Source organism: Dyella marensis, assembly GCF_049532885.1.
Taxonomy (GTDB): Bacteria; Pseudomonadota; Gammaproteobacteria; order Xanthomonadales; family Rhodanobacteraceae; genus Dyella_D; species Dyella_D marensis.
In genome coordinates, this window is sequence record NZ_CP064029.1 from 3,384,702 (window position 1) to 3,411,334 (window position 26,633).

The window sequence follows — 26,633 nt, forward strand, 5'->3', positions numbered from 1 at the left end:
CCCACGGAAGGAATGCGCCATCGCCCTGGCATGGCCAACCACGACAACCGGCGGCTTCAGGCCGCCGGTTTCTTTTCCAGCAGCTTCTCCAGCACCTTGCCCGCCGCGGCAAAGGCGAAGGTGCCGGTGACGTGGGTGGCCGCGCCCAGGCCGCCGCCGCAGGCCAGGTTCAAGGCATCGCCGCCCGGCGGACGCGTGCCGCAGACCGTGCCGTCCGCCTGCGGGTACTGCACGTTCTGCAGCGAGTACACCGCCGACACGCCGAAGTAGCGGTCGGGATTGCGCGGAAAGCCGAAGTCCTGGCGGAGCTTCTTGCGGATCAGGCTGAACATGGCGTCGTGCTCGGTGCGCGAGAGGTCGCGCACGCGGATCATGGTCGGGTCGGTGCGCCCGCCGGCCGAACCCACGCTCACCACCGGCAGCTTGCGGCGGCGGCACCAGGCGATGGCTTCGAGCTTGACGCGGAAAGCGTCGCAGGCGTCGAGCACCACGTCGTAGCCGCGGTCCAGCAGTTCGTCGAGGGTGGACGGGGTGAGGAAGCGTTCGATGGCATCGATCCGGATGGCCGGGTTGATCGCCTTGGCGCGCGCCGCGACCACCTCGACTTTCGGCTTGCCGTACTCGCCATCCAGCGCATGCAGCTGGCGGTTGGTATTGGAGACGCAGACCTCGTCCGCATCGATCAGGGTCAGCCGCCCCACCCCGCTGCGCGCCAGCGCCTCGGCCGCCCAGGAGCCGACGCCGCCGATGCCGATCACGCAGACGTGCGCCTGCCGCAGGCGTTCCACGCTGCCCACGCCGTACAGGCGCTCCACGCCCTGGAAGCGTTCGGCGGGAAAGGCCACGTCGTTCATGCGCGCGCTCCGCGGCGGGTCGAAGGAATCATGTACATGGGGTGGATCGTTCGGTGCGTAAAGCCCGCCATTTTAGCGGGAGCGGGCGGCGGGCGCCGCGAGGCCGCGTGCTAACCTCGCGGGCGGTCCGTTTCATAGCAGGAATCAGGCAAAGCATGCGCGCAGCACTTCTGATCGTCCTCGGCCTGGCTATCGGCATCGTCGGCACCGTCTTCGCCATGAACGCGCTCAAGCAGCGCAATCCTTTCCCGCATGCGGTGATGGACGTGATGGCGCACCACTCCGGCGCGCTGCGCAACGCGGTCAAGGGCCAGCGCTGCGAAGCGGCCGCGAATGCCGGGCATCTGCAGCGGCTGCTGTCGACCTCGTCGGACATCGTCCCCGCCTTCCCCGGCATGGACCAGGGCTTTATCGACGAGGCCAACCAGCTGCATACCCAGCTGCAGGCCGCGGTGCAGGCCGCCCCGGCCGATTGCGCGGCGCTCGCGGCGGCGCTCAAGCCGGTGGGCGAGACGTGCCAGTCGTGTCATCAGAGATACCGCTGAAAACCAGCGTAGGTTGGGGTGAGCCGCAGGCGAACCCCAACGTTGCCGCATCGTTGGGGTTCGCCTGCGGCTCACCCCAACCTACAATTTCACTCGTCCGCGCAACACGTCCCAATACATCACCCAGTCGCCCATCAGGCTGTACAGCGGGTGGCGGAAGGTGGCCGGGCGGTTCTTCTCGAACACGAAGTGGCCGACCCAGGCGAAGCCGTAACCGGCAACGGGCACCAGCCACAGCCAGGCGAGGTGTCCGGTGATCACGGCGAACGCGACCACCGCCAGCACCAGGGTGCTGCCGGCGAAATGCATGCGCCGGCAATTCACGTCGCTGTGTTCGCCCAGATAGAACGGATAGAACTCGCGGAAGCTGGCATAAGCGGACATGCGGATTCCCTCTGGCATCGCTGCAGCCTAGCGCCGCGCCCCCGCGGGCGCATGCGCGGACGCAGCATCAACGCACCGGCAGCGGAATGAATTCTTCCTCGTCGCCGGCCACCTTGCCGTAGCGCTGCTCCTGCCATTCCAGCTTGGCCTGCTCGATGCGCTCCTTGCGGCTGGACACGAAGTTCCACCACAGATGCCGCTCGCCATCCAGCGGCGCGCCGCCGAACAGCATCACGCGGCTGCGCGTGGCGGCCTTCAGCGGGGCGGCGGTGTCTCCCGTCTGCACCGCCGTGTGTGTGGCGGGTACGTTCAAGCCGCCCCAGCTGACTTCGCCGTCGATCACGCAGACGCCGCGTTCGACGTGCTCGTCCGGCCAGGGCAGCTCGGCGCCGGCTTCCAGCGTGGCCTCGACGAAGAACATCGGCGCGAACACCTTCACCGGCGAGCGTTCGCCGTAAGCCGTGCCGGCGATCAGCACCAGCTCGGCGCCGGGCCGGCGGATGCGCGGCAGCGCATCGGCGCCGTGATGGTGGAACTCCGGCTCCACTTCCTCGTCGTGCCGCGGCAGTGCCACCCACACCTGCACGCCGTGCATGCGCTGGCCGTCGCGGCGCTCGTCCGGCGGCGTGCGTTCGGAATGGGCGATGCCGCGGCCGGCGGTCATCCAGTTCACTTCGCCGGGGCGGATGTCGGCCAGGCTGCCGACGGTGTCGCGGTGGCGGATGGTGCCTTCGAACAGCCAGGTCACGGTGGCCAGGCCGATATGCGGATGCGGCCGCACGTCCATGCCCTTGCCCGGCGCGAAGGCAGCCGGCCCGATCAGGTCGAAGAACACGAACGGCCCCACATGGCGGGCCTGCAGCACCGGCAAAAGCCGGCGCACGGTGAAGCCGTCGCCCAGGTCGTGCAGGCGGCCTTCGATCAGCAGCGGGTTCTGGTCCACGTCGTTTTTCCTGGTTACCAAGCCCGCCGATATTGCACCGGCGCGTCGATCGACGCACCCAGCTGCTGCGCCGCGCGGCGCGGGAAATACGGATCGCGCAGGCTTTCGCGGGCGATCAGCACGATGTCGGCGTCGTCCTGTTCGACGATGCGCGCGGCCTGCTCCGCTTCGGTGATCAGGCCTACCGCGCCGGTGGCGATGCCCGCTTCGCGGCGGATGCGCGCGGCGAACGGCACCTGGTAGCCGGGGCCGAGCGGAATCTTGACGTGCGGCACCAGGCCGCCGCTGGAGACGTCGACCAGGTCCACGCCCAGCGCCGGCAGCTCGCGCGCCAGGCGCACGCTCTGCTCGATGTCCCAGCCGCCTTCGTGCCAGTCGGTGGCGGAAATGCGCACCCACAGCGGCAGTTCCGCCGGCCACACCTCGCGTACCGCGGCGATGATCTCGCGCAGCAGGCGCGTGCGGTTTTCGAAGCTGCCGCCGTAGGCATCCTGGCGATGGTTGCTCAGCGGCGACAGGAACTGGTGCAGCAGATAGCCGTGCGCGGCATGCAGCTCGACCAGGCGGAAGCCGGCGGCGAGCGCGCGTTCGGCGGCGCGGCGGAAATCCTCGATCACCTGGCGCAAACCCGCGTCGTCCAGCGCCTGCGGGGTGTGCCAGTCGTGATCGAACGGGATCGCCGAGGGCGCCACCGTCGTCCAGGCTCCTTCGCGCAGCGCGCCGCCGCCTTCCCAGGGGCGCTGCGCGCTGGCCTTGCGGCCGGCATGGGCCAGCTGGACGCCGGCGATGGCGCCCTGCATGTCGATAAAGCGGGTGACCGGGCGCCAGGCATCGCGCTGCGCGTCGTTCCACAGGCCGACGTCCTGCGGCGAGATGCGCCCTTCCGCGGACACCGCCGTGGCCTCGGCGATCACCAGCGCGGCGCCGCCGACGGCGCGGCTGCCCAGGTGCACCAGGTGCCAGTGGTCGGGCATGCCGTCGACGGCGGAGTACTGGCACATCGGCGCGACGGCGATGCGGTTGCGCAGCGTGAGGCTGCGCTGGACGAACGGGGTGAACAGTTTCATGGGCAGATGCCGGCAAAGAATCGAATCCGCCACATGCCGGCGAAAGCTCCCCGCTTCAAGAGGCGGCTTGCACCCGGTCGCGGCGCTGGACCTGCGCCAGGCCATCGGCAATGGCCGCGGCGACCGCGGCCGGCTGCTTCATCCAGGCGAAGTGGTCGGCGGGGACGCCCAGTTCGTCCGGATCCAGCACGGCGCGCGCGGGCCGGGCCTGCGGCATCTTCGCCAGCAGCCAGTCCAGCGAGGCCTGGGGGCCGAGCCAGTCGTCGCGCAGGCGCAGGGCCAGGATCGGCAGCCGCACGCGCGCCATGGCGCTTTCCAGGTCGTCCGGCAGGCCGGCGGCGGCGTAGCGGCCGGTGCGGCCGCTGCGCGCCCAGTCGGCGATCACGCCGCGCGCCTCGTTGCCGCCGAAGCCCAGGCGCCGCCCGGGCAGATGGCCGACCAGGCCGGCCAGCACGGGCGCCAGTGCATAGGCCGCACCGATCAGCGCGCCGCGGCGGAAACGCCGCCAGTACGGCGAGCCGCTGGCCACCAGCACCAGGGCCTCGAAATCCTGCGGATGCAGGCCGGTATAGAGCGAGCCGAGCTGGCCGCCCAGGCTGTGCCCGCCGATGGCGCAGGGCAGGCCCGGGCAGCGTTCGCGCGCCGCGGCCAGGCCGGCGGGGAGATCGAGCTGCAGCAGTTCGCGATAGCCCCAGTCGCTGTGCCGCCCGGCGCGCCGGTTGCTGGAGCCGATGCCGCGCCATTCGTGCAAGGCCACCGCGATGCCGCGCGCGGCCAGCGCCTGCGCCAGCGGCAGGTAATGCCGCGCGGCCACGCCCATCGCCGGCAGCCAGTACAGCAGGGCCGACGGCGCCTGCGCGGGAAGCGTCAGCAGCAGCTCGGAAGATGCGCCATCGCCGGCCGTGGCGGGCGCGATGGCGGTCGGTAGCTCGGCCGATGCTTCCTGCACAGGGCACTCCGTCAGCGGAAAAACGGCAGGCTAGCACGCGTTCCCGTGCAGGCGGCGCGCAAGAAAAAGGCCGGCTTGCGCCGGCCTTTTCCGTTCGGTTCGACCTGAAGATCAGGCCGGCATCACTTCCTCGGCCTGCAGGCCCTTCTGGCCGTTGACCACCTTGAAAGTCACCGTCTGACCTTCTTTCAGGCTCTTGAAGCCCGTGCCCTGGATCGCGCGGAAGTGGACGAAGACGTCCTCCTTGCCGTTTCCCCTGTTGATGAAGCCAAACCCCTTGGCATCGTTGAACCATTTCACCGTGCCGGTTTCACGGCCATTACCTTCCGACATGACTTACTCCAATCGATTCGATTTGAGACAAGTCAGCCTCCCCCTTACGGCCGACGACTTACTGGGCTGCAGGGAACCGGTGAAGCGATGCGAGGCAAGGGCCGGGACATCGGGCACGCGCGTGGCCAGCGAACACAGTGAAGCGAGCATAGCCGATTTTTTTTCAAGGATAAGTGATGCCGCCGGAGCCCATGAACAAAGAAAGCCGGGCATCGCTGCCCGGCTTTCGTTCTTTGCGGCGGTTTTTACCCCGACCTCTCAGGCAGGCGCCACGTCCTCGGCCTGCAGCCCCTTCTGGCCGGTGACCACCTTGAAGGTGACCTTCTGGCCTTCTTTGAGGCTCCTGAATCCGGAACCCGAAATCGCGCGGAAATGCACGAAGACATCGGGACCGTTTTCGCGGCTGATGAAGCCGAACCCCTTGGCGTCGTTGAACCACTTCACCGTGCCGGTTTCACGATTACCATCCGACATGACTCACTCCGATCGAATCGACACTGAGACAGGCCGGTCTCCCCCTTGCGACCGACGACTTACTGGGCATGCAGGGAATCGGTGGAGCGATGCGGGTGAAACCGTACATCGGGGCACGCGTGACCTGACAAACACAGTGGCCCGAGCATAGCGGATTTTTCGCACGGGTATGTGGGAAGACCCCATGCCGAAAGGCGTAAAAAAAGGCCGGGCATCGCTGCCCGGCCTTTTCAATCGATCAAGAATGCCTTGGATCAGGCCTTCTGCACTTCGTCGGCCTGCAGACCCTTCTGGCCCTGCACGACCTTGAAGCTGACCTTGTCACCCTCGGCCAGGCTCTTGAAGCCGTTGCCCTGGATGGCGCGGAAGTGGACGAAGACGTCCGGGCCGTTGTCACGGCTGATGAAGCCGAAGCCCTTGGCATCGTTGAACCACTTGACGGTACCGATCTGACGATCAGACATGTGAAACACTCCTAAAGGTTTTGATTGAGGCTCAGCCGTTCCTTCGGAACGGCCGACTTACTGAGCTGCTAAGGAAAACCCTAGGGGTGAGGCGATGAAGCGGATCGCTGATCAGCGGCATCGGGTCACAAAACAGGTGACCCCGGCAAACACAGTCCGCACATCATAGCTGTTTCAAAGGGCGGAAAGCGAATAACGGGGTGCACGGGGAAAACTGAACAGAAATAATCACGGCAGCATTTCCGCCCGTTCTTCACCCAAAACGCCATTCGATTCAGCTTTTCTTTACGACGCTCAGTGTCTATTGCGACTGCCTTTTGGCAACCGGGCGTTGCTCAACTTTCCATATCGCGGCACGGCCCGCCCGGGGCCGACAGTCAAGGAGATGCTCATGACCAGACTTCCCTCGCGCCTCGCCCTGCTCGTGCTCGCCGGCGGACTTGTCCTGGCCGGATGCAACGACAAAACCACCCGACCCAGCTCCAGCGGGAGCTCCACCACAACCACCAGCAGCAGCCGCGGCACGGCGCCCGCCAGCACCACCCGCGCCCCCGCCAGCAAGCCGAAAACCGCGCCCAGCCAGGCCTTGCCGGACCAGACCGGCATCCCCGCCTGCGATAACTATCTGAACACCTATATCGCCTGCCACCAGGCCGCGGCGATCTATCCGGCGGACCAGATCGAGGGTCGCTACGAGGCGATGCGCGAAAGCCTGCTGCGCGATTCGCTGGATCCGGATATCCGCCCGCAGCTCGGCAACCGCTGCACCTCGCTGGCCAACCAGCTGCACCAGGCGCTGCACGGCAAGGCCTGCGCGCCGCAGCCGGTGGTTCCGGCCAGCGGCGGCTCGCACTGAGCCGTCAGTCCATGGCGCGCCAGTGCGCGCGCAACGCTGCCGCCACGCTGGCGGGGCGGCAGCGGCCGAGGCGGATCTTCGGGGTGCCGTGCCAGCGCGCGGTTGCCGCGATCGCCTCGGCCACGTCGGCGATCCAGGCCGGCGTCGGCGTTTCGCCCTCTTCCAGGTAAAGCGCCTTCACCTCAAATACACATTCGGCTCGATGCGCCTTGGCATCGAGCCGGCCCACCAATTGCCCGCGGCGCAGGATCGGCAGCACGTAATAGCCGTAGCGGCGCTTCGCCGCCGGCACGTAGCACTCGATGGTGTATTCGAATCCGAACATCGCCTGCGCCCGCGCGCGATCCCACACCAGCGGGTCGAACGGCGACAGCAGGGTCGTATAGGTCGCGCGCAGGCCACCGCGCAGTACCTGCGCCAGTTCGTCCGCATGGTCGGCGTGCACGTAGCCGGGCACCTTCCAGTCCGCCACCGCCACTTCGATCAGCTCGCCTGAAGCCACCAGCGGCGCCAGCTCGCTGTCGGTCACCGCCGGCTTGAGCCGGTGGTAGTCGGCGATCCAGCGCGCCTGGGTGATGCCGAGCGCGCGCACGGCGTCGAGGATGAAGCGGCGGCGCAGCGCGCCCTCCTCCATGCCCAGCGGCGCGTCGTCGAACGATGGCTGCAGCTGCGCGATCACGCGCTCGGCCAGATCGTAGACGCGCTGGAACCGCTCGCGCCGGCTCACCATCAGCTCGCCCAGCGCGAACCACGCTTCCAGCCAGCGCTTCTCGGGTTTCCACGACCACCAGCCGCTGGCCGCACCCGGTTGCTCGCGTTCGAAATCCGCCGCGCGCGCCGCGCCGTTGGCGCGGATGCGTTCGAGCAGGCCGTCCATGTCCGCGCGCTGTTCGCGATGCATGCGCTCGGCATGGCGGTATGCCCAATGCGTGCCGCGGCGCACGCCCCACGCGCGATGCCAGGCGTAGTCGGCGGCCGGCACGAAGCAGGCTTCGTGCGCCCAGCATTCGGCGAGCTTGCCTTGCGCGAGCGCTTCGTCCAGCCATGCCGGTTCGTAATCGCCCACGCGCGAATGCAGCACCAGATAAGGACTGCGCGCCACCACGTGGATGGTGTCGATCTGCAGCAGCCGCATGCGCGTGATCGCATCCAGCACGTCGGCGCGCCGTGCGCGGCGGCGCGGCGCGCGCAGCAGCCCCTGTGCGGCCAATTGCAGGCGCTGCGCCTGCGCCAGCGTGAGACGCGGCTTGCCCGGCGGAAGTGCAGACGGCGACGACGAAGTTTTCACACCGACCACATCGAATGGTTGTGCAGGCATTTATCCGGCCTTTGTTAGCGTTGTCCTCAGCGCGGGACGAGCCATGCCGGCCCGGCACTGCGGCCGCTTCCACGTCCTCGCGCCTTCCGTCCTCGAGCCAGTCATTCTGGCATGGAGCATCGACGATGAATCCCCGCAATCCCCTGCTTAGTTTTCTTGCCTCCGGCTCGCTGCTGTTCGCCGGCACCTTGATGGCGCAGAACCAGCCCGCGCAGCCGATGCCTCCGCCGCCTCCGCCGCCGCAGGCACAACCGCAACCGATGCCGCCGCCGCAACCGGCGCAACCGCAACCCATGCCGCAGCCGCAAGCGCAGCCGCAGCCGATGCCTCAGCCCATGCCGCAGGCGCAGAGCGCACCCGCACCGCAACCCGGCCAGGACAGCGCGCAGTTCAACAGTGCGCAAGGCCAGGTCACCGTCAATTCCAGCATGCCCGCGGTCAAGGACGCCGGTCCGCCGCCGGACTTCGCCGCGCTCGCCAACGGCAAGGCGTACGTCACCGAAGACGATGCCTCCGCCTATCCGCCGCTCGCCAATGACTTCCTGCATGCGTCCGGCGGCGCGCAGCATCTGAGCAAGGCCGCGTATGCGCGCTGGTTGAAGCAGCGCTGAGCTTCCGGCACCCTGACGCCGGCCGCGGTCCGCCGCGGCCGGCGTTTTCGTGTGCGGCACCCGCGTTCGGCCGCGCCTTCCCCTCAATGAATTCCTCACGCCCCGTTTCTGGTGGAGTACGCAATGACGCGAACGAACGTCACCCTGGCGCTGCTGCTGGCGGCCGGCCTGCTCGGCCCGCGCGCGCATGCGCAGAATCCCGACCCGATGGACATCCGCGCCTGCACCGCGATCGAGAGCGACGCGCAGCGCCTGGCCTGCTACGACCGCGCCACCGGCCGCGTGAACCTGCCCACCGCGCAGAAGCGCATGAACGAGAACGCCGCGGCGCCGGGCGTGTTCGCTTCCGACAAGAGCGCCACGCAGGGCAATCCGGAAGTCAGCCGCCCGATGTCCTTGCTCGATTCGCGCTGGGAGCTGTCGCCGGAGAGCAAGCTCGGCACCTTCAACGTGCGCGGCTACAAGCCGCTTTATCTGCTGCCGGTATTCGCCACCAGCAACCAGAACGCGCAGCCGCACAGCCCCAATCCGCTGAACACGGTCGGCACGCCGCAGCAGCTGCAGAATGTCGAAGCGAAATTCCAGCTCAGCCTGAAGACCAAGGTGTGGCAGGGCGTGTTCGGCGACGAAGGCGACCTGTGGGTGGGCTATACGCAGTCGTCCCGCTGGCAGGTCTATAACAACAAGATCTCGCGTCCGTTCCGCGAGACCAACTACGAACCCGAAGCGCTGCTGATCTTCAACACCAACTATCAGGTGGCAGGCTGGGACGGCCGCCTGCTCGGCATCGGCATCAACCACGAATCCAACGGCCGCTCCAATCCGCTGTCGCGCAGCTGGAACCGCGTGATGGGCAATATCGGCTTCGAGCGCGACGGCTGGACGGTGATGTTCCGCCCGTGGTGGCGCGTGCCGGAGCACGGCAAGGACGACAACAATCCGGACATCAGCGACTACATGGGCCGCGGCGACGTGCAGATCGTGCACGAATGGAACGGCCAGGAATTCGGCCTGATGCTGCGTCACTCGCTGCGCGGCGGCGACCGCAGCCACGGTGCGGCGCAGCTCAGCTGGGCCTTCCCGATCACCGGCAACCTGCGCGCCTATATGGAACTGTTCAAGGGCTACGGCGAGAGCATGATCGACTACAACCACAACGCCACCTACCTCGGCGTGGGCATCTCGCTGCTCGACTGGTACTGAGCGCCGCCGTTTTGCCGGGCAGGCCCGGTGGTCAACGCCACCAGGCCTTTTTCGTGCCGGTAAGGATCTTCAGCGTCTGCCCGCGCGCCAGCGGCAGGCGGCTCAGCGGATGGAAGGCCACGTCGCGCCACCACGCCAGGCCATCGCGCTGCGACTGGAACAGCGGCGTCAGCCAGCGGCTGATGCGCTGGTACACGGCCAGATGATGGCGGCGGCGGCGCGCGTAATCGGCGAGGGCCGCATCGGTCGTGGCCTGCGCGGCGAGCGCATCGGCCAGCGCTTGCGCATCCAGCAGCGCCATGTTCACGCCCTGCCCGAGCTGCGGGCTCATCGCGTGCGCCGCATCGCCGACGAAGACCACGCGGCCGTGCACCGGATGGCGCAGCACCACGTCGCGATAGCGCGCGCGATGCAAGTGCGCGGGCGTGTCGATGCCGTCCAGCAAATACAGCGCTTCGGGCCACAGCTCTTCCACGCGTTGCCGCAGGCGCGCCAGCGCCGCGTCGTCGAAGCCGTCCACCTGCTCGCCCGGCAGGCTGAAGTAGAAAGTGAGCCAGTCGCCCTCGCGGTCCACCCGCCGCCCCACCGGCAGCAGGCCGATCATTTCGCGCGTGCCGGCATAGCGCTGGCGCAGCTCGCCGCGGTGCGGCCAGTCGCCCGCGGGCAGCAGGCACCACATAGCCCCCCAGGGATAGACCGACTCGCGCCGGCGCTGCGCTTGCGGCAGATGGCGCCGCAGGCGCGAGTGCGCGCCGTCGGCAACCACGATCAGATCGAACGGGCCGTGCATGCCGCCGGCGCTGTCGCGCAGGTGCATGCCGTCCTCGGCCACTGCATCGATGCATACGCCGGTATGGATGCGCGCGGCATCGCCATAGGCATCGCGCAGCAGGGTGAACAGCGAACCGCGGGTGAGGCCCAGGCCGAAGCAGGCCGGCGCATGGTCGGCGTAGCGCATGTCCATCACGCGGCGGCCGCGGCGATTCTCGCCATGCAGCCGCTCGATGCGCTGCCCTTGCGCCAGCGCGCCTTCATGCAGCCCCAGACGCGACAGCACACCCAGGCCCGTGGGCTGCAGCAGGAAACCGGCGCCGACGGGGCCGGGCGTGGCCGCCTGCTCGTACACGCTCAGCGCGTGTCCCTGGGCGGCGAGAAACAGCGCCGCGGCCTGGCCGGCGGCGCCGTAGCCGACGATGGCGATGCGCAGGGAGTCCTGCATGGCGACTCGATCCTTGAGCGGGCAAGCGGGCGCACGGCGCCCATAAAAAAAGCCGGCCCGGTCGAGACCGGGCCGGCGCGCATCACTGCTTAGTGCTCGTGGCCGCCTTCGCCGTGGACGTGGCCATGGGCCAGTTCTTCCTCGGTGGCCGCGCGCACGTCGGTCACTTCGATGGCGAAGTGCAGGGTCTTGCCGGCCAGCGGGTGGTTGCCGTCGATATGCACGACCTGGTCGTCCACCGCGGTCACGGTAACGTTGATCACGCCCTGCGGGCCGTGGCCCTGGAACTGCATGCCGGGCTGGATGTCCTCCACGCCCTGGAACGCTTCGCGCGGCACCGACTGGGTGAGCTCGGCGTGGTGCACGCCGTAGCCTTCTTCCGGCGCCACGTCGACCTTGAACTGGTCGCCGGCCTGGCGGCCGGTCATGGCCTTCTCCAGGCCCGGCACGATCTGGCCGACGCCGTGCAGATAGGTGAGCGGCTCGCGGCCTTCGGAACTGTCGAGCACCTGACCCTGGTCGTCGGTCAGCGTGTAATGGAAGGAAGCGACGGAGCTCTCGGCAATCTGCATGGTGATCTCGCAAAGGGGGAAAAGTGGAACCGGTCCAGGCCCATGCATGGATGGGGGCCGGCGAGGCAATGGCCGGCAAGACTACCAGCTCGGGCGTCAATGCGCTGTTTTCCACGGCGCCGCGCTCAGCGCTACGCTGCGCCGTCCCCCGCCATCCGCCGCCCATGTCGACCCTTCTCGAAGCCTGGCGCCACCGTCCCACCCATCGGCGGGTGTGGGCGCTGGCCGTACCGATGATCCTGTCCAACCTCACCGTGCCGCTGGTGGCCCTGGTCGACAGCACCGTGGCCGGGCATCTGCCGCAGACGCAGGATCTTGGCGCCGTGGCGGTGGGCAGCGCGATCTACGCCCTGCCGGTGTGGAGCTTGGGCTTCCTGCGCATGGGCACCACCGGCTTCGCCGCGCAGGCCGAGGGCGCGGGCGACCGCGCCGCCCTGCGCACGGTGCAGGTGCAGGCCCTGCTGCTGGCCGCGGTGCTGGGCGTGGCGGTGGGCCTGCTGATGCTGCCGCTGCTGCCGTGGCTGATCGGGCAGATGCACGCCACGCCGGCGCTGGCCGAACGCGGCCAGGGCTATGTGCAGCTGCGCCTGCTCGGCCTGCCGGCCGCCCTGCTCAACTACGCGCTGGCAGGCTGGTTCATCGGCGCGCAGCGGGCGGGCACCACGCTGGCCCTGCTGCTGGTGGCCAACCTGGTGAATATCGCGCTGAACCTGCTGTTCGTACTCGGCTTCGGCTGGGGCGTGCCCGGCATCGCACTGGCTTCCGCCTGCGGCGAGTGGTGCGGCGCGCTGTACGGCCTGTGGCGCGCGCGCCGCGCCGTGCAAGGCTGGCCGGGCAGCGTGGACTGGCAGGCGCTGCGCGGCTGGGCGCACTGGCGGCCGCTGCTGATGGTCAACCGCGACATCTTCATCCGCACGCTGGCGCTGGAAGGCGTGTTCTTCAGCATCTCCCTGCTCGGCGCGCGCCTGGGCGACGCCACCGTGGCGGCCAATGCGCTGCTGCTCAACGGGCTGATGCTCACCGCCTTCGGCCTGGACGGGCTGGCCAATGCGGTGGAGGCGCTGTGTGGCCACGCCATCGGCGCGCGCGATGCGCAGGCGCTGCGGCGTGCGCTGGTGGTGGCCGGCGGCTGGTCGCTGCTGGGCAGCATCGGCTTTGCGCTGTTGTTCGCCGGCGGCGGCCCACTGTTCGTGGACCTGCAGACCAGCCTGCCGGAAGTGCGCGCGGTGGCCTATCACGCACTGCCGTGGCTGGCCGCGCTGCCGGTGGTAGCGGTGTGGAGCTATCTGCTGGACGGCCTGTTCATCGGCGCCACGCGCGGACGCGAAATGCGCGACGGCATGCTGCTGGCGGTGGCGCTGTTCGCCCTGCTCGCCTGGGCCGCGCGCGGCTGGGGCAACGACGGCCTGTGGCTGGCATTCCTGGCCTTCATGGCGGTGCGCGGCGCCGGGCTGGGCTGGATCGCCTGGCGGCTGCGCCGGCGCGATGCGTGGATCGCCCCGCTGCCGCATCTGCGCGAGGCTGCGTAATACTGCGCGCCATGAACCAACTGCTACGGATCAGCTCCCTGCTCGCCCTGTTCGCCGCGTTGTGCGGCGCCGCCCGTGCCGACGAAGCCTCGTCGCTGGCCTCGCGCATCGACGCGCAGATCGCGCAGCCGCGCTTCGCCGGCGCGCGCTGGGGCATCGCGGTGGTGTCGCTGGACAGCGGCCGCACGCTGTACGCGCACGACGGCGACCGGCTGTACCAGACCGCCTCCACCGCCAAGCTGTTCACCGCCGCGCTGGCGCTGAGCGAGGTCGGCGCCGACTACCGCATCCCCACCCGCCTGCTGGCCGGCGAGCAGGTGCGCAACGGCGTGCTGGACGGCCCGCTGATCCTTTACGGCATGGGCGACCCCACCCTGGGTGCGGACCGCGCCACGGCGGATTGGGCGGAACACATGGCGCAGCAGGTGGCGGCGCGCGGCATCCGCACCGTCAAAGGCGGGCTGGTCGCGGACGACAGCTATTTCGCCAGTCCGTCGATGGGTTCGGGCTGGGAAGCATCGGACCTGCAGAGCTGGTTCGCCGTGCCCACGTCCGCGCTGAGCGTGCAGGAAAACCAGGTCGAAGTGACGGTCGCCCCCGGCGCGGAAGGCCGGCCGGCGATCGTGACGCTGGACCCCGCCGGCGCCGTGCCCGAGGTCGCCAACCGCATCGCCACCAGCGCGCGCGGCGTGCGCAACGACATCAATCTCTACCGCGCGCCGGGCGACCGCACGCTGTATGCGTTCGGCAGCATCGCCGCGCGCACGCCGCCGCAGCGCTTCAAGCTGGCCGCGTACGATCCGGCGCTGTTCGCCGGCGAGCAGTTGCGCAGCGCGCTGGCGCGGCATGGCGTGGCGCTGCAAGGCGGCGTGCGCGCGCTGCACTGGCCGCAGAGCGACGAAGAGCTGCGCGAGGACGCGAAGATCATCGCCGAAGTGCAATCGCCGCCCGTCGGCGAGATTCTCCAGCGCGGCCTCAAGCGCTCGCAGAACCTGTATCTGCAGAACCTGCTGCTGATCGCCGGCGTGCGCGCGCAGGCCGCGGCGATGCAAGGCCCCTCGCCGCCCAGCGGCTTTCTCAGCACCGAGAACTGGGGCATGCGCGGCCTGCGCGAGCTGCTCGAACAGATGGGCCTGCCGCCGGGCAGCACGGTGATCGAGGAAGGCACCGGCCTGTCGCGCCGCGACCTAAGCACGCCGAACGCGATGGCGCGCCTGCTGTCCTTCCTCGCCGCGCAGTCGTATGCGCCGGTGCTGTTCGAAGGGCTGCCGCTGGCCGGCGTGGACGGCACCTTGCAGTGGCGCATGCGCGACACGCCGGCCAACAACAACCTGCGCGCCAAGACCGGCAGCATGTCGCTGGTGCATTGCCTGGCCGGCTATGTCACTACCGCCGGCGGCGAACGCCTGGCGTTCGCCATCATGCTCAACAACTACGACCCGCCGGCCGGCGCGCCCGGCGCCAGCCGCGATATCGATGCGATCGCCGAAATGCTGGCCGGGCTGCGCGCGGAAGCGCCGCTGCCACAGAAAGCCGTAGCGGCTCAGCCGGCCAATTGAACCTTGACGTCCTTGGCGATCTTTTCCGGTGTATCGGTGGGCGCGTAGCGCTTCACCACCTCGCCGTCGGGACCGACCAGGAACTTGGTGAAGTTCCACTTGATCGCCTCGCTGCCGAGGATGCCCTTGCCCTCGCTCTTCAGCCACTTGTAGAGCGGATGAGTGCCGGCGCCGTTGACCTCGATCTTGGCGAACATCGGGAAGGTGACGTCGTAGCTGAGGCTGCAGAAGTTCTTGATCTCGGCCTCGTCTCCGGGCTCCTGGTGGCCGAACTGGTCGCAGGGGAAGCCCAGCACCACCAGGTCCCGGTCGCGGCCGGCGCGCCACAGCTTTTCCAGGCCCTCGTACTGCGGGGTGAAGCCGCACTTGGAGGCGACGTTGACGATCAGCAGGGTCTTGCCGCGCCAGTCGGCGAGGGAACGCTCGTTGCCGTCGATGTCGCGCGCGCTGAAGTCGTAGACCGTGGTCATGGCAAAGCTCCGTCAAGGGTGGCGGCAGTCTACGCCAAAGCCCCGCGTGGCATAGAATGCCGCCTCCCGGTCACTGTCCAAGGCCCGTCGTGATCCGCTTTGCCGATGTCCACAAGTCCTACCGCGTCGACGGCAAGGACATCCCCGCCCTGCAGCCCTTCAGCCTGGACATCGCCGACGGCGAGGTGTTCGGCATCATCGGGCATTCGGGCGCGGGCAAGTCCACGCTGATCCGCCTGATCAACCTGCTGGAGCGCCCCAGCGGCGGCAGCATCCGCATCGGCGACACCGAGATGACCACCCTGGGCGATGCCGCGCTGCGCGCGCAGCGGCGGCGCATCGGCATGATCTTCCAGCACTTCAACCTGCTCGCCTCGCAGACGGTGGCCGACAACATCGCCTTCCCGCTGCGCCTGGCCGGCGAGCGCGACGCCGGCAGGATCGCCGCACGCGTGGACGAACTGCTGCGCCGCGTGGGCCTGGAAGCCCATGCGGCCAAATACCCGGCGCAACTTTCGGGCGGCCAGAAGCAGCGCGTCGGCATCGCCCGCGCACTGGCCAACCGGCCGTCCATCCTGCTGTGCGACGAAGCGACCAGCGCGCTCGACCCGCAGACCACCGCCTCGGTGCTGGAGCTGCTGGCCGAGATCAACCGCGAGCTGAAACTCACCATCGTGCTGATCACCCACGAGATGGACGTGGTGCGCCGCGTGTGCGACCGCGTGGCGGTGCTGGACGCCGGCCGCATCGTGGAGCACGGCGCGGTGGCGGACGTGTTCCTGCATCCGCAGCACCCCACTACGAAGCGTTTTGTCAACGAGGCGCTGCCGGAGGAAGCCGCCGGCGAACTGGCGCCGTACACGCACGTGCCGGGCCGCATCCTGCGCCTGTCGTTCCGCGGCGAGGCGACGTGGACGCCGGCGCTGGGCCGCGTGGCGCGCGACACCGGCGTGGATTTCAACATCCTGGCCGGCCGCATCGACCGCATCAAGGACCTGCCCTACGGCCAGCTCACCCTGGCGATGCAGGGCGACAACGTGGACCAGGCGCTGGTGGCATTGCGCGCCGCCGGTATCGAGATCGAGGAACTGACCCGATGAGCGCGCCCCTGCTGCAAAGCCTGTTTCCGAACATCGACGACTGGGCGGAGATCGGCCACGCCTGCATCGACACCTTGCTGATGCTGGGCGGCTCGCTCGCCCTCACCGTGCTGATCGGCCTGCCGCTGGGCGTGCTGCTGTACCTCACCGGCAAGGGCCAGCTGCGCGCGATGCCGGCGTTCTATGCGGCGCTGTCGCTGGTGGTGAATGTGCTGCGCTCGATCCCCTTCATCATCCTGATGATCGTGCTGATGCCGCTGACCTATGCCCTGGTCGGCACCAAGCTGGGCATCCGCGGCGCGATCCCGCCGCTGGTGATCGGCGCCGCGCCGTTCTTCGCGCGGCTGGTGGAAACGGCGCTGCGCGAAGTGCAGCGCGGCGTGATCGAGGCCAGCCAGGCGATGGGCGCCAGCACCTGGCAGATCGTGCTGCACGTGCTGCTGCCGGAAGCCCGCGGCGGCCTGATCGCCGGCACCACCGTCACCGCCATCGCCCTGGTCGGCTATACCGCGATGGGCGGCGCGATCGGCGCGGGCGGGCTGGGCGACCTGGCGTATCGCTACGGTTACCTGAGCTACAAGTCGGACTACATGTTCGTCACGGTGGTGCTGCTGATCGTGCTGGTGCAGCTGCTGCAGATGGTCGGCGACCGCGTGGTGGCGCGCTATACCCGGCATTGAGGCCAGCTTGGTGTTGGGGTTCGCTGCGCTCACCCCAACCTGCGCCAGCCATCGGGCCAGCCATCGGGCCGGCTTTGCAAGCGGCCGTATGGACGGCTATTCTTGTGCATCGCATCAAGGATTCCGACGCCCATGAAGAAGCTGCTCCTCGCCCTCGCCGCCCTGCTCGCGCTGGCCGGGTGCTCGTCCTCCGGTTCCGGCGACGCTGCCGGCGGCAGCCAGAAGCTGGTGGTCGCCGCCACCGCCGTGCCGCACGCGGAGATCCTCAAGCAGGTCAAGCCGCTGCTGGCCAAGGAAGGAGTGGAGCTGGAGATCAAGGTCTTCGCCGACTACGTGCAGCCCAATACCCAGGTGGCCGAGAAGGCGATCGACCTGAATTACTTCCAGACCAAGCCCTACCTGGACGAATTCAACCGCCAGCGCGGCACCCAGCTCACCATTGTTACCGGCGTGCATATCGAGCCGTTCGGCGCCTACTCGCGCAAGCTCAAGAACATCGCCGACCTGCCCGACGGCGCCACGGTCACCCTGCCGAACGACCCGAGCAACAACAGCCGCGCCCTGCTCCTGCTGGCGCACCACGGGATCATCACGCTGAAGGATCCGAACGACGAGCTGGCCACGCAGAAGGACATCACCGCCAATCCCAGGCACCTGAAGTTCCGCGAGCTGGAAGCGGCCATGCTGCCGCGCACGCTCGACGAAGTGGACCTGGCCCTGATCAACACCAACTACGCGCTGGCCGCCGGCCTCCATCCGACCAAGGACGCGCTGCTGATCGAAGGCAAGGATTCGCCCTACGTGAACTACCTGGTCGGCCGCCCCGACAACAAGGACGACCCGCGCGTGCAGAAGCTGGCCAAGGCGCTGACCAGCCCGGAGATCAAGGCCTTTATCGAGCAGAAGTACCAGGGTGCGGTGCTGCCGGCGTTTTGAGCGGCGTTACCTGCGAAAAAGCCGGGCCTGGCCCGGCTTTTTTTTTGCTCGTCATTCCGGCGCAGGCCGGAATGACGAGCGTGTGGCGAACCGCAACCTGTCTCTCAGGCGGCTTCTTCAGCCGGCGCGGGTATCTCGAACACCTGCCGCAGATACGCCACATAGGCCTTGTCCTCGCACATGTTCTTGCCCGGCGAATCGCTGAGCTTGGCCACCGGCTGGCCGTTGCAGCGGATCATCTTGATCACGATGTTGAGCGGCGCCGGGCCCACGTCATTGGTCAGGTTGGTGCCCACGCCGAAGGCCAGCAGGCAGCGGCCGCGGAAGTGCTGGTACAGCTGCATCACCTTGGGGATGTCCAGGCCGTCGCTGAAGACCAGCACCTTGCTGCTGGGGTCGACGCGGTTGGCGCGGTAGTGCGCCAGCACGCGCTCGCCCCAGGCGAAGGGGTCGCCGGAGTCGTGGCGGGTGCCGTCGAACAGCTTGCAGAAGTACATGTCGAAATCGCGCAGGAAGGCGTTGAGGCCGTAGACGTCGGACAGTGCGATACCCAGGTCGCCGCGGTACTCCTTGGCCCAGGTTTCCAGCGCGGCCACCTGCGAATCGCGCAGGCGCGGTCCCAGCGCCTGGTGCGCCTGCAGGTATTCGTGCGCCAGCGTGCCCAGCGGGGTCAGGCCCAGCTTCCAGGCCAGCCACACATTGCTGGTGCCGGCCAGCTTCGGCCCCAGCCCGTCGCGCAGCGCTTCCACCACCTCGGCCTGCCACTCGCGCGAGAAGCGGCGGCGGGTGCCGTAGTCGGCGATGCGGCAGCCTTCGTAGCCGGGCGTGTCGCGCAGCAGGGCGATCTTGTCGCGCAGGCGCTGGCGGCCTTCGTCCAGGCCGAGCCCAGGATGCGTAGTGCGGAAGTACACCTCGTTGACGATGGCCAGCAGCGGCACCTCGAACAGGATGGTGTGCAGCCACGGCCCCACGATGCGGATCTCGATCTCGCCGTTGCCGCTGGCCGCCGGCTCGATGCTCACGTACTTGGCATTGAGCTGGAACAGCCCGAGGAAGTCGACGAAGTCGCTCTTGATGAAGCGCCAGGAGCGCAGGTAGTTCAGCTCTTCCTCGCTGAAGCGCAGGCTGCACAGCGCGTCGAGTTCGGCGCGGATTTCCTCGATGTACGGCACCAGGTCGATGCCCGGGTTGCGGCACTTGAAGCGGTATTCGACCTGGGCGGCCGGATAGTGGTGCAGCACCACCTGCATCATGGAGAACTTGTACAGGTCGGTGTCGAGCAGGGAGCGGATGATCATCGGGTATCCGGCGGGGAAGGAAGCGGCGCGAGCCGTCCGCGATTATCCCCGTGCGCCGCGCTGGAACGCGAGCCTGGGAACCTTTCCAAGGGCCGGAAAAATGAAAACCCCGGTAGCCAGGGGAGTAGCTACCGGGGTCTTGTCAGGCCGTCCTCAACAAAGAGGGGGAGAAACAGAGGCGGCCCCCGATGGCGCGGTCTTCTGCCCCATCTCATTTCGCCTCACGGCGATACGAGTGGTTAGTGCGGTCGGGCCGGACATAGTTCAAGAGCGGATTTAGATCGGTTCAGGTTTCCGCCAGCTTCGGAAAACCCGGGCAAAATCCGGGAACGGGTTTCGAGCTGCAGGCATCGGCCTCCGCGGCCGTGCCGGCCGGAAAGCGCATGCCACAATGCCGCGCTTTCCTTCCCGGGAACCACCCATGCTTCTGCGCCGCCTGTGCCTGCTCGCACTCCTGATCGCCCTGCCCGCCGGCGCCGCCGAGCTCAAGATCGACCTGGGCCATGGCGTGCAGACGCTGGACAGCCGCCAGCTGGCCGCGCGCCCCGACACCCGCGGCATCGAGATCCCCCAGGACGTCGCCTACCACCGCGCCATGCGCTACCGCGCCGTGCCGCTGAAGGCGCTGCTGGCCGGGGCGGCGGCGGGCGACCACCTGCAGTTCGTCGCCAGCGATGGTTTCGCCGCCGAGGTGCCGGCCGCACTGATCCTGGACGGTCACGTCCTTGACGGTCACGGCGCCCAGGCCTGGCTCGCTGTTGAAGACCCGGGCCAGCCCTGGCCCGCCCTGCCCGGCAAGAGCCAGAGCGCCGGGCCGTTCTACGTGGTGTGGACGCAGCCGGAGGCCGGCGGCATCAATCCCGAGCAGTGGCCCTACCAGCTGGCGTCGATCCGCAAGCTCGACGCGGTGGCGGCACGCTTCCCGGCCATGGCGCCGGACCCGAAGCTGGCCGCCGCCAGCCCCGAACGCCGCGGCTTCGAGGTGTTCCAGCGCATCTGCCTGGCCTGCCACACGCTCAACGGCCAGGGCGACGCCAGGCTGGGGCCAGACCTCAACGTGCCCTATAACCCCACCGAATACCTGCGCGCCGACCTGCTGCGCGCCTACGTGCGCAATCCGCAGTCGCTGCGCCACTGGCCGCAGGCGAAGATGCCGGGCTTCGACGCCAAGGTGCTGGGCGACGCCGACCTGGACGCCCTGCTCGCCTACCTGCGCCACATGGCCGGACGCAAGCACGGCCCCTGAGTCAGCGCGCGGGTTCCTGCTCCGCGTGCAAGGCGGTGGGAGCGGCCTCGCCCAGATAGACGTCCATATCCAGCAGCCCCTGCTCGCGCGCCACCAGCACCGGCACCAGCATCTGGCCGGTGACATTGGTCATGGTACGCATCATGTCCAGCACGCGGTCGATCGCCACCAGATAGCCGATGCCCTCCACCGGCAGGCCGGCGGAACTGAGCACCAGGGTGACCATCACGGTAGCCGTGCCGGGTACGCCCGCGGTGCCGAACGAGCCGAGCACCGAGGCCAGCAGGATCACGAAGTACTGCGCGGGTTCCAGCGTCAGGCCGAAGTACTGCGCGACGAAGATCGCGCTGATCGCCGGATAGATCGCGCCGCAGCCGTCCATCTTGATGCTGGCGCCCAGCGGCACCGCGAACGAGGCATAGGCCGGCGCCACGCCCAGGTTCTGCGTCACGCTGCGCAGCGCCACCGGCATCGAGGCAAAGCTCGAGGACGAAGTGAAAGCCACCTGCATCGCCGGCAGCACGCCGCGGAAGAAGCGGCGCGGACTGAGCCCGTGCGCCAGCAGCAGGCCGCCGTAGACCAGCACGATCTGCACCGCGCACGCGGCATACAAGGCCAGCACGAACTTGCCCAGCGGCAGCAGCTTCTCGAAGCCGTAGCCGGCCACCAGGGCGGCGATCAGGCCGAAGGTGCCGATCGGCGTCATCTCCAGCACGAAGCGGGTGACCTGGATCATGGCGTCGTTGGCCTCGCCGAACAGCTCGCGCAGGCGCGCGGACTTCTCGCCGATCTTCACCAGGGCCAGGCCGAGCAGGCCGGCGAAGAAGATCACCTGCAGGATCTTGCCCTCGGACAGCGCACGGAACGGATTGGTCGGCACCACGTCTAGCAGCACCTTCACCGCCGAGGGCACTTCGCGCACCTTGTAGTCGGCCGCCATCGCCAGTTGTCCCACGCCCAGGCCCGGGTTGGTCAGATGCCCGACCAGCAGCCCCACGCCCACCGCCAGCGCGGCCGTCACCGCGAACCACAGGAAGGTGCGTCCGCCCAGCGCCGCCATGCGCTGCACGCCGTGCAGGCTCGATACGCTGTTGACCACGGCGAAGAACACCAGCGGCACCGCGATCATCTTGATCAAGGCCACATACACGTCGCCCAGCGGCTGGAACCACGCCACCGCGCCCGGTCCGCACGCCCAGCCGGCCAGCGCGCCCAGCACGAAACCCGCGAGCACGCGCTTCCAGAAACGGATACCGAGCCACCAGGACACCAGCTTCAAGGGCCTTCTCCACGCACGCGAAAGGCTCGACCATACACCGGTTATGGCCGTCTGGACGTCCATACGGCAACACAGCGTTTCGTTTCAGGAACGATCCAGGCTTATGGAGCCTGCCCGCCGGCCGTTGCCCCGGCAAGACGGCGCAGCTCGCTGTTACGCGCATCCCTGGGCAGTTTCGCCAGCCGGCGCACGTCGGCGTAGAACACCGGCCACTGCCCTTCGCCCTGGTGGAACAGCGCGGCAAAGGCCGGTTTCCACTGGTCGTACAGGCCGAATGGCAGCAGGCGCGCGTTGTTGATCGGGGCCGCCACCCAGGCGTCGTAGCGGTGGTCGTCGGGCCAGTTCGCCTCGCGCCACTGCCGATAGCGTTCGCGGAACGCGGCGATCTCCGCCTGCTTGGCCGCCTCCAGCGCCGCCTCGTCGCCGCCCCTGGCATAGGCCTGGCGCAGGCGGTTGCGCAGATCCAGCACCAGCCTGGTAAAACCGTCGTCTTCGGCCTGCTCGCGGCCCAGCAGCGGCGGCAGCTTGCGCGAGGCGCGCCATTCTTTCAGCCCTTGCTCCTGCACGAAGCTGGCGAAGGATTCGTTGAAGGCGCTGTCGTCCTGCACGTAGATCAGCTGGTGCGCCAGCTCGTGGAAGATGGTGCCGGCCAGCTCGTCGTCGTCCCAGCGCAGCATGCTGCTGAGGATGGGGTCGGCGAACCAGCCCAGGGTGGAATAGGCAGACACGCCGCCGACGTAGACGTCGTCGCCCTCCGCCTTCATCCGCGCGGCCTCGCCCTTGGCCCTGGCCTCGTCGAAATAGCCGCGGTAGGCCACGCAGCCGGCGACCGGAAAGCAATGCCGCACGGCATCCACCGAATAGCGCGGGGTGGCGAATACGTTCCACACCACGTAGGGGCGGCCCAGTTCCACGTAGCGGGTATAGCTGCGGTTGTCGGGCAGGCCCAGCTGCTGCGAGGCGAAGCGGCGCGCCTGCCGGGCCAGCTCCAGGCGCCTGGCCAGGGCGGGGCTGGTCGCGGGGTCGGCGATCACCCGGTCGACCGGGCGCTGCTTCAACAGCAGCTGGCTCTGCCCGTGCGCCACGTGGGCGTAGTAGCGCAGGCCGCCGCAGGCGGATAGCAAAAGGCCCACCGCCACGAGGACGATGAGCCTGTTGAGTCGTTGCGGCAGAAGCTTGCCCGGATAGCCCATCCAGCGATTGTGCCGGGCCGGCCCTCAGCGGGCCAGGGCGGACTCAGCGGCCGTGGCCGCTCCAGTGCCCGCCGCGGCCGCCGCTCCAATTGCCGCGATGTCCGCTCCAGTTGCCGCCGCGCCAGTTGCCGCCGCCGCGGTAATAGCGGCCGCCGCGGTCGTGCCAGCGCGAACCGCCGCCGTACCACACGCCGCTGATGCCCACCGTCACCGGCGGGGCGTAGCAGCAGCCGTAATAGCCGCCGCTGTAATAGGTGGGATAGGCCGGCGCGTAATAGCCGTCGTCGTAGACCACCGTGCGGCCGGAGCCGTAATAGGCGTCGCCCACATAGCTGGAACTGCGGACGTAGCTGTAGCCCGGATCGTAGTAGCAACCCGACAGGGCCGCGGTGGCGGCAACCAGGGTCAGGCCGGCAAGCAGGCGTTTCATGGGGCACCTCGCGGAGGTTGATGGCGCCACGCTAGGCCCGGTGCGTTGAATGCGCACTGAGCGGAAACGCCCTCTTCCGGCGCCGGTTGAACCCCGGGCGGCGGCGTTCAGAAACGCGGGCGCGCCAGTTCGCTAAGGAAGTGTGAGACCAGGTCCGGCTTCATGACCAGGGTGAAGGCCACGCCATACGCCGCGCCCCACAGATGCGCGCTGTGGTTGACGTTGTCCTGGCCGTGGCGGTCCATCCAGATCGAATAAATCACGTACAGCACCGCATAGACGATCGCCGGCATCGGCACGAAGAACACCCCGATGCGCGCCCACGGCGCCACCAGGATGAAGGCGAACAGCACCGCCGACACCGCGCCCGACGCACCCAGGCTGCGGTACCGCTCGTTATGCCGGTTGGCGATATAGGTCGGCAGGATCGAGACCACCAGCGCGCCGAGGTAGAACAGCAGGAAGCCGGTCTTGCCCAGGTAGGCCGTGTACTTCGGCTCCATCGCGCGGCCGAAGAAGAACAGCGTGATCATGTTGAACAGCAGGTGGTAGAAGTCGGCATGGATGAAGCCGTAGGTCACCAGCCGGTGGTATTCCTTCTTCTTCTCGATCGCCGGCGGCCACAGGATCAGGTCCTGCATCAGGCGCGCGTTGTTGAACGCGATGAAGGACACGATGCAGTTGACGGCGATGAGCAGCAGGGTGATCAGCATGTACGGTTTCCGTGCGCGGGTACGGCAAAGCGCGCATCTTGGCGGGCCGGCCGGAGCTTGTCGACCTCGCCCTGGCGTGCCCGCGCGACGTATCATGCGCGGCTAAGTGCTTCTTCCCCGCCACACGCTTCCCCTCATGCCCCCCATCCGCTATCTGCATCTGGACGTCTTTGCCGCTGCCCACGGCGGCGGCAACCACCTCGGCGTCGTCACCGACGCCACCGGCTGGAGCGACGCGCAGATGCAGCGCTTCGCCCGCTGGACCGACCTGGTCGAGACCACCTTCCTGCTGCCGCCGTCCAGTCCCGAGGCCAGCTACCGCGTGCGCATCTTCACCCCGCACAAGGAAATCCCCTTCGCCGGCCATCCCAGCATCGGCAGCGCGCATGCGGTGCTCGAATGCGGCCTGGCCGCGCCGCGCGACGGCGTGCTGTGGCAGGAATGCGGCGCCGGCGTGCTGCCGATCCGCATCGAAGGCACGGGCGACAGCCGACAGTTGCTCTTGCAATCACCGCAGGCCACGGTCGAGAAGACCGGCGCCGGCGCCCATCCGCTGCTCGCCGCGGCACTGTCCGGCATTGGGCTGGGCACGCTGCCGCCGGCCTATGTCGCCGGCGGCCGCCACTGGTGGCTGGCCGAATGCGCCGACGAGGCCAGCCTGCGCGCCTGGCAGCCGGACCACGCGGCCATCGGCGCGCTGGCCCGCGCCACCGATAGCCTGGGCCTGTGCGCGTTCGCGCGTGCCGCGCATCCGGACTACCAGCTGGTGGTGCGCGCCTTCCCCGCCGGCGTGGGCATCGTCGAGGACCCTGCCTCCGGCGCCGCCAACGGCCTGATCGCCGCCTATATCGCCCACGCCGAGCCGCAGGGCACGCTGGCTGCCGGCTATACGGTGAGCCAGGGCCGCGAGATCGGCCACGACGCCAGCCTGCGCGTGCGCATCATCGACGGCACGGTCTGGATCGGCGGCCGCACCAACACCGTGGTCGACGGCACGCTGCACTGGAACGGCCAGCCGTGAAGCTGCCCGCCGCCAAAGCGGGTGCGCAGATCTGGGTCGATGCCGACGCCTGCCCGGTGGCGATCAAGGAGATCCTGTTCCGCGCCGCCGAGCGCGAACAGGTGCACGTCACCCTGGTGGCCAACCAGTTCCTGCGCACGCCACCGTCGCGCTTCGTACGCGCCATCCAGGTACCCGGCGGCTTCGACGTGGCCGACGCGGAGATCGCCAACCGCGTGGCCGCTGGCGACCTGGTAGTGACACAGGATATTCCGCTGGCCGCGCAGGTGATCGCCAAGGGCGCGCTCGCGGTGCATCCGCGCGGCGAGCTGTTTACGCCCGACACCATCGCGCAGCGCTTGGGGCTACGCGATTTCATGGAAGAACTGCGCGGCGCCGGCGTCGATACCGGCGGCCCCGCCGCCTTTCATCCGCGCGACAAGCAGGCCTTCGCCAACCAGCTCGACGTGTGGCTGGCGCGGCTGCGCCAAGCCCGCAAAGCCGCGCCTTAGTCCTTCAAGCCCGCGCGGCGCGCGGCGACGGTCGACAGCGCCGACCAGTCCACGTCCTCGTCGCCCAGTGCCAGCGTTTCCAGCAGGCTGTCGCGCAGCACGCTGGCGAACGGCAGCGGCACGCGCGCGGCGTCGCCGGCCGCAAGCGCCAGGTTGATGTCCTTGTAGCCCAGCGGCAGCGCGAAGCCGGCCGGCTTGAAGCGCTGTTCGGCAATGAGCTTGGCGTAGCCCTGGTACGGCGGCGAGGCGAACAGCGTGCTGGTCATCAGATGCAGGAAATCGCCGGCGCTCACGCCATGCGCGCGTGTCAAAGCCGAAGCCTCGGCCATGCTTTCGATCGCCGCGCCGAGCATGAAGTTGCCGGCGATCTTCACCACGTTGGCGCGCTCGGGTTCCTCGCCCATCGGCCAGATCGCGCTGCCCATCGCTTCCAGCAGCGGCCGCATGCGTTCGAGCACCGCGGGCTTGCCTGCCGTGACGATGTTGAGCTTGCCGGCGGCCGCCACGTCCGGCCGGCCGAACACCGGCGCGGCGAGATAATCGATCCCGCGCTGCGCATGCGCGGCGGCCAGTTCGCGCGCCAGCGCCACCGACACCGTGGCGTGGTTGACGTGCACGGCGCCCTTGTCCATCTCCTCGAGCAGGCCGCCTTCGAGCACCACCGCGCGCACCGCCTGGTCGTTCGACAGCATGCTGAACAGCGCATCGCCCTGCGCCGCGCGCTCCGGCGTGCTGGCCACCTTGGCGCCCAGCGAAGCGAGCGGTTCGGTGGCGGCCGGCGAACGGTTCCACACCGTCACGCTGTGACCGGCCTTGAGCAGGTTGCTGGCCATCGCGCTGCCCATCGCGCCCAGGCCGATAAAACCGACTTTCATGGAGAATTCCTCAGCAAGGGA

At 68.7% G+C, this 26,633-nt stretch carries 30 protein-coding genes; 12 read left to right on the forward strand and 18 right to left on the reverse strand.

Annotated features, from left to right (window positions below; all coding sequences use genetic code 11):
* Positions 1–56: 56 nt before the first annotated feature.
* The gene (locus ISN75_RS14520) at positions 57–854 is read right to left on the reverse strand and encodes a tRNA threonylcarbamoyladenosine dehydratase (protein WP_168647080.1); all 798 of its coding nucleotides are present in this window, start codon (positions 852–854) and stop codon (positions 57–59) included.
* Positions 855–1,009: 155 nt separating this feature from the next.
* Between ISN75_RS14520 and ISN75_RS14525 the strand changes: the two genes are divergently transcribed.
* Positions 1,010–1,399, forward strand: a complete 390-nt coding sequence (locus ISN75_RS14525; protein ID WP_343818728.1) for a cytochrome c — start codon at positions 1,010–1,012, stop codon at positions 1,397–1,399.
* 81 nt (positions 1,400–1,480) lie between these two features.
* Here ISN75_RS14525 and ISN75_RS14530 read toward each other — a convergent pair whose 3' ends face one another.
* The 7 genes from ISN75_RS14530 to ISN75_RS14560 form a co-directional block, all read right to left on the reverse strand.
* A complete protein-coding gene (locus ISN75_RS14530; RefSeq protein ID WP_167254327.1) occupies positions 1,481–1,783 on the reverse strand; it encodes a DUF962 domain-containing protein in 303 nt (100 codons plus the stop codon).
* Between the two features lie 67 nt (positions 1,784–1,850).
* Complete coding sequence (locus tag ISN75_RS14535; RefSeq protein WP_343818725.1) at positions 1,851–2,726, reverse strand: pirin family protein; 876 nt, start codon at positions 2,724–2,726, stop codon at positions 1,851–1,853.
* A 14-nt stretch (positions 2,727–2,740) separates the two neighbouring features.
* Positions 2,741–3,793 carry an NADH:flavin oxidoreductase/NADH oxidase gene (locus ISN75_RS14540; protein ID WP_343818724.1) on the reverse strand — a complete coding sequence of 351 codons (1,053 nt, stop codon included), beginning with the start codon at positions 3,791–3,793 and terminating at the stop codon, positions 2,741–2,743.
* Positions 3,794–3,848: 55 nt separating this feature from the next.
* Positions 3,849–4,757, reverse strand: coding sequence for an alpha/beta fold hydrolase (locus ISN75_RS14545; protein ID WP_423385175.1), 909 nt, complete (start codon positions 4,755–4,757; stop codon positions 3,849–3,851).
* A 96-nt stretch (positions 4,758–4,853) separates the two neighbouring features.
* The gene (locus ISN75_RS14550; protein WP_167254321.1) at positions 4,854–5,075 is read right to left on the reverse strand and encodes a cold-shock protein; all 222 of its coding nucleotides are present in this window, start codon (positions 5,073–5,075) and stop codon (positions 4,854–4,856) included.
* Between the two features lie 258 nt (positions 5,076–5,333).
* Positions 5,334–5,549 carry a cold-shock protein gene (locus ISN75_RS14555; RefSeq protein ID WP_167254319.1) on the reverse strand — a complete coding sequence of 72 codons (216 nt, stop codon included), beginning with the start codon at positions 5,547–5,549 and terminating at the stop codon, positions 5,334–5,336.
* Between the two features lie 254 nt (positions 5,550–5,803).
* Positions 5,804–6,013, reverse strand: coding sequence for a cold-shock protein (locus ISN75_RS14560; protein ID WP_026636216.1), 210 nt, complete (start codon positions 6,011–6,013; stop codon positions 5,804–5,806).
* Positions 6,014–6,404: 391 nt separating this feature from the next.
* Here ISN75_RS14560 and ISN75_RS14565 point away from each other — a divergent pair, with 391 nt between their 5' ends.
* Positions 6,405–6,869, forward strand: coding sequence for a hypothetical protein (locus ISN75_RS14565; protein WP_167254317.1), 465 nt, complete (start codon positions 6,405–6,407; stop codon positions 6,867–6,869).
* Between the two features lie 4 nt (positions 6,870–6,873).
* Here the strand turns inward: ISN75_RS14565 and ISN75_RS14570 are convergent, their stop codons facing one another.
* Entirely contained in the window at positions 6,874–8,187 is a 1,314-nt protein-coding gene (locus tag ISN75_RS14570; RefSeq protein ID WP_343818719.1) for a winged helix-turn-helix domain-containing protein, read from the reverse strand.
* 125 nt (positions 8,188–8,312) lie between these two features.
* Between ISN75_RS14570 and ISN75_RS14575 the strand changes: the two genes are divergently transcribed.
* Positions 8,313–8,798 (forward strand): hypothetical protein, encoded by a 486-nt coding sequence (locus tag ISN75_RS14575; protein WP_167253832.1) that lies wholly within the window; start codon positions 8,313–8,315, stop codon positions 8,796–8,798.
* 123 nt (positions 8,799–8,921) lie between these two features.
* Complete coding sequence (locus ISN75_RS14580; RefSeq protein WP_168647076.1) at positions 8,922–10,001, forward strand: phospholipase A; 1,080 nt, start codon at positions 8,922–8,924, stop codon at positions 9,999–10,001.
* A 31-nt stretch (positions 10,002–10,032) separates the two neighbouring features.
* Here ISN75_RS14580 and ISN75_RS14585 read toward each other — a convergent pair whose 3' ends face one another.
* Complete coding sequence (locus ISN75_RS14585; protein WP_168647075.1) at positions 10,033–11,220, reverse strand: FAD-dependent oxidoreductase; 1,188 nt, start codon at positions 11,218–11,220, stop codon at positions 10,033–10,035.
* Between the two features lie 89 nt (positions 11,221–11,309).
* Complete coding sequence (locus tag ISN75_RS14590; RefSeq protein WP_167254309.1) at positions 11,310–11,792, reverse strand: FKBP-type peptidyl-prolyl cis-trans isomerase; 483 nt, start codon at positions 11,790–11,792, stop codon at positions 11,310–11,312.
* Positions 11,793–11,956: 164 nt separating this feature from the next.
* Between ISN75_RS14590 and ISN75_RS14595 the strand changes: the two genes are divergently transcribed.
* Positions 11,957–13,321 carry an MATE family efflux transporter gene (locus ISN75_RS14595; protein ID WP_168647074.1) on the forward strand — a complete coding sequence of 455 codons (1,365 nt, stop codon included), beginning with the start codon at positions 11,957–11,959 and terminating at the stop codon, positions 13,319–13,321.
* Positions 13,322–13,332: 11 nt separating this feature from the next.
* On the forward strand, positions 13,333–14,880 hold the full coding sequence (gene dacB / locus ISN75_RS14600) for a D-alanyl-D-alanine carboxypeptidase/D-alanyl-D-alanine endopeptidase (RefSeq protein WP_343818716.1): 1,548 nt from the start codon (positions 13,333–13,335) through the stop codon (positions 14,878–14,880).
* Here dacB and ISN75_RS14605 read toward each other — a convergent pair.
* Complete coding sequence (locus ISN75_RS14605) at positions 14,865–15,350, reverse strand: glutathione peroxidase (RefSeq protein ID WP_167254303.1); 486 nt, start codon at positions 15,348–15,350, stop codon at positions 14,865–14,867. The genes dacB and ISN75_RS14605 overlap by 16 nt on opposite strands.
* Before the next feature lie 89 nt (positions 15,351–15,439).
* Between ISN75_RS14605 and ISN75_RS14610 the strand changes: the two genes are divergently transcribed.
* The 3 genes from ISN75_RS14610 to ISN75_RS14620 all read left to right on the forward strand — a co-directional run bounded on the left by ISN75_RS14610 (position 15,440) and on the right by ISN75_RS14620 (position 18,066).
* Positions 15,440–16,450: a methionine ABC transporter ATP-binding protein gene (locus ISN75_RS14610; RefSeq protein ID WP_343818714.1), complete on the forward strand. Its 1,011-nt coding sequence runs from the start codon at positions 15,440–15,442 to the stop codon at positions 16,448–16,450.
* Positions 16,447–17,130, forward strand: a complete 684-nt coding sequence (locus ISN75_RS14615) for a methionine ABC transporter permease (protein WP_343818712.1) — start codon at positions 16,447–16,449, stop codon at positions 17,128–17,130. Before ISN75_RS14610 ends, ISN75_RS14615 begins: the two co-directional genes overlap by 4 nt.
* Positions 17,131–17,262: 132 nt before the next feature.
* Positions 17,263–18,066, forward strand: a complete 804-nt coding sequence (locus tag ISN75_RS14620) for a MetQ/NlpA family ABC transporter substrate-binding protein (protein WP_343818710.1) — start codon at positions 17,263–17,265, stop codon at positions 18,064–18,066.
* A gap of 104 nt (positions 18,067–18,170) precedes the next feature.
* Here the strand turns inward: ISN75_RS14620 and pncB are convergent, their stop codons facing one another.
* Positions 18,171–19,364, reverse strand: coding sequence for a nicotinate phosphoribosyltransferase (gene pncB, locus ISN75_RS14625; RefSeq protein ID WP_167254295.1), 1,194 nt, complete (start codon positions 19,362–19,364; stop codon positions 18,171–18,173).
* Positions 19,365–19,785: 421 nt separating this feature from the next.
* On the opposite strand from pncB, the gene ISN75_RS14630 reads away from it, so the two are divergent.
* Positions 19,786–20,610, forward strand: coding sequence for a cytochrome c (locus tag ISN75_RS14630; protein WP_343818708.1), 825 nt, complete (start codon positions 19,786–19,788; stop codon positions 20,608–20,610).
* A gap of 1 nt (position 20,611) precedes the next feature.
* Here the strand turns inward: ISN75_RS14630 and ISN75_RS14635 are convergent, their stop codons facing one another.
* From ISN75_RS14635 to ISN75_RS14650, 4 genes are all read right to left on the reverse strand, one after another.
* On the reverse strand, positions 20,612–21,889 hold the full coding sequence (locus ISN75_RS14635; RefSeq protein WP_167254291.1) for a dicarboxylate/amino acid:cation symporter: 1,278 nt from the start codon (positions 21,887–21,889) through the stop codon (positions 20,612–20,614).
* A gap of 101 nt (positions 21,890–21,990) precedes the next feature.
* Positions 21,991–23,022 (reverse strand): aminopeptidase, encoded by a 1,032-nt coding sequence (locus ISN75_RS14640; RefSeq protein WP_343818900.1) that lies wholly within the window; start codon positions 23,020–23,022, stop codon positions 21,991–21,993.
* A 103-nt stretch (positions 23,023–23,125) separates the two neighbouring features.
* Positions 23,126–23,512, reverse strand: a complete 387-nt coding sequence (locus tag ISN75_RS14645; protein WP_167254287.1) for a hypothetical protein — start codon at positions 23,510–23,512, stop codon at positions 23,126–23,128.
* Between the two features lie 107 nt (positions 23,513–23,619).
* Positions 23,620–24,225 carry a rhomboid family intramembrane serine protease gene (locus ISN75_RS14650; RefSeq protein WP_167254285.1) on the reverse strand — a complete coding sequence of 202 codons (606 nt, stop codon included), beginning with the start codon at positions 24,223–24,225 and terminating at the stop codon, positions 23,620–23,622.
* 136 nt (positions 24,226–24,361) lie between these two features.
* Here ISN75_RS14650 and ISN75_RS14655 point away from each other — a divergent pair, with 136 nt between their 5' ends.
* Together ISN75_RS14655 and ISN75_RS14660 are read left to right on the forward strand one after the other, a co-directional pair.
* Positions 24,362–25,246, forward strand: a complete 885-nt coding sequence (locus ISN75_RS14655) for a PhzF family phenazine biosynthesis protein (RefSeq protein WP_168647067.1) — start codon at positions 24,362–24,364, stop codon at positions 25,244–25,246.
* Complete coding sequence (locus tag ISN75_RS14660) at positions 25,243–25,737, forward strand: YaiI/YqxD family protein (RefSeq protein ID WP_343818707.1); 495 nt, start codon at positions 25,243–25,245, stop codon at positions 25,735–25,737. The genes ISN75_RS14655 and ISN75_RS14660 overlap by 4 nt, the downstream gene beginning before the upstream one ends.
* On the opposite strand, the gene ISN75_RS14665 is transcribed toward ISN75_RS14660, so the two are convergent.
* Positions 25,734–26,612, reverse strand: coding sequence for an NAD(P)-dependent oxidoreductase (locus ISN75_RS14665; RefSeq protein ID WP_167254281.1), 879 nt, complete (start codon positions 26,610–26,612; stop codon positions 25,734–25,736). The two genes, ISN75_RS14660 and ISN75_RS14665, sit on opposite strands and share 4 nt — an antisense overlap.
* Positions 26,613–26,633: the final 21 nt, after the last annotated feature.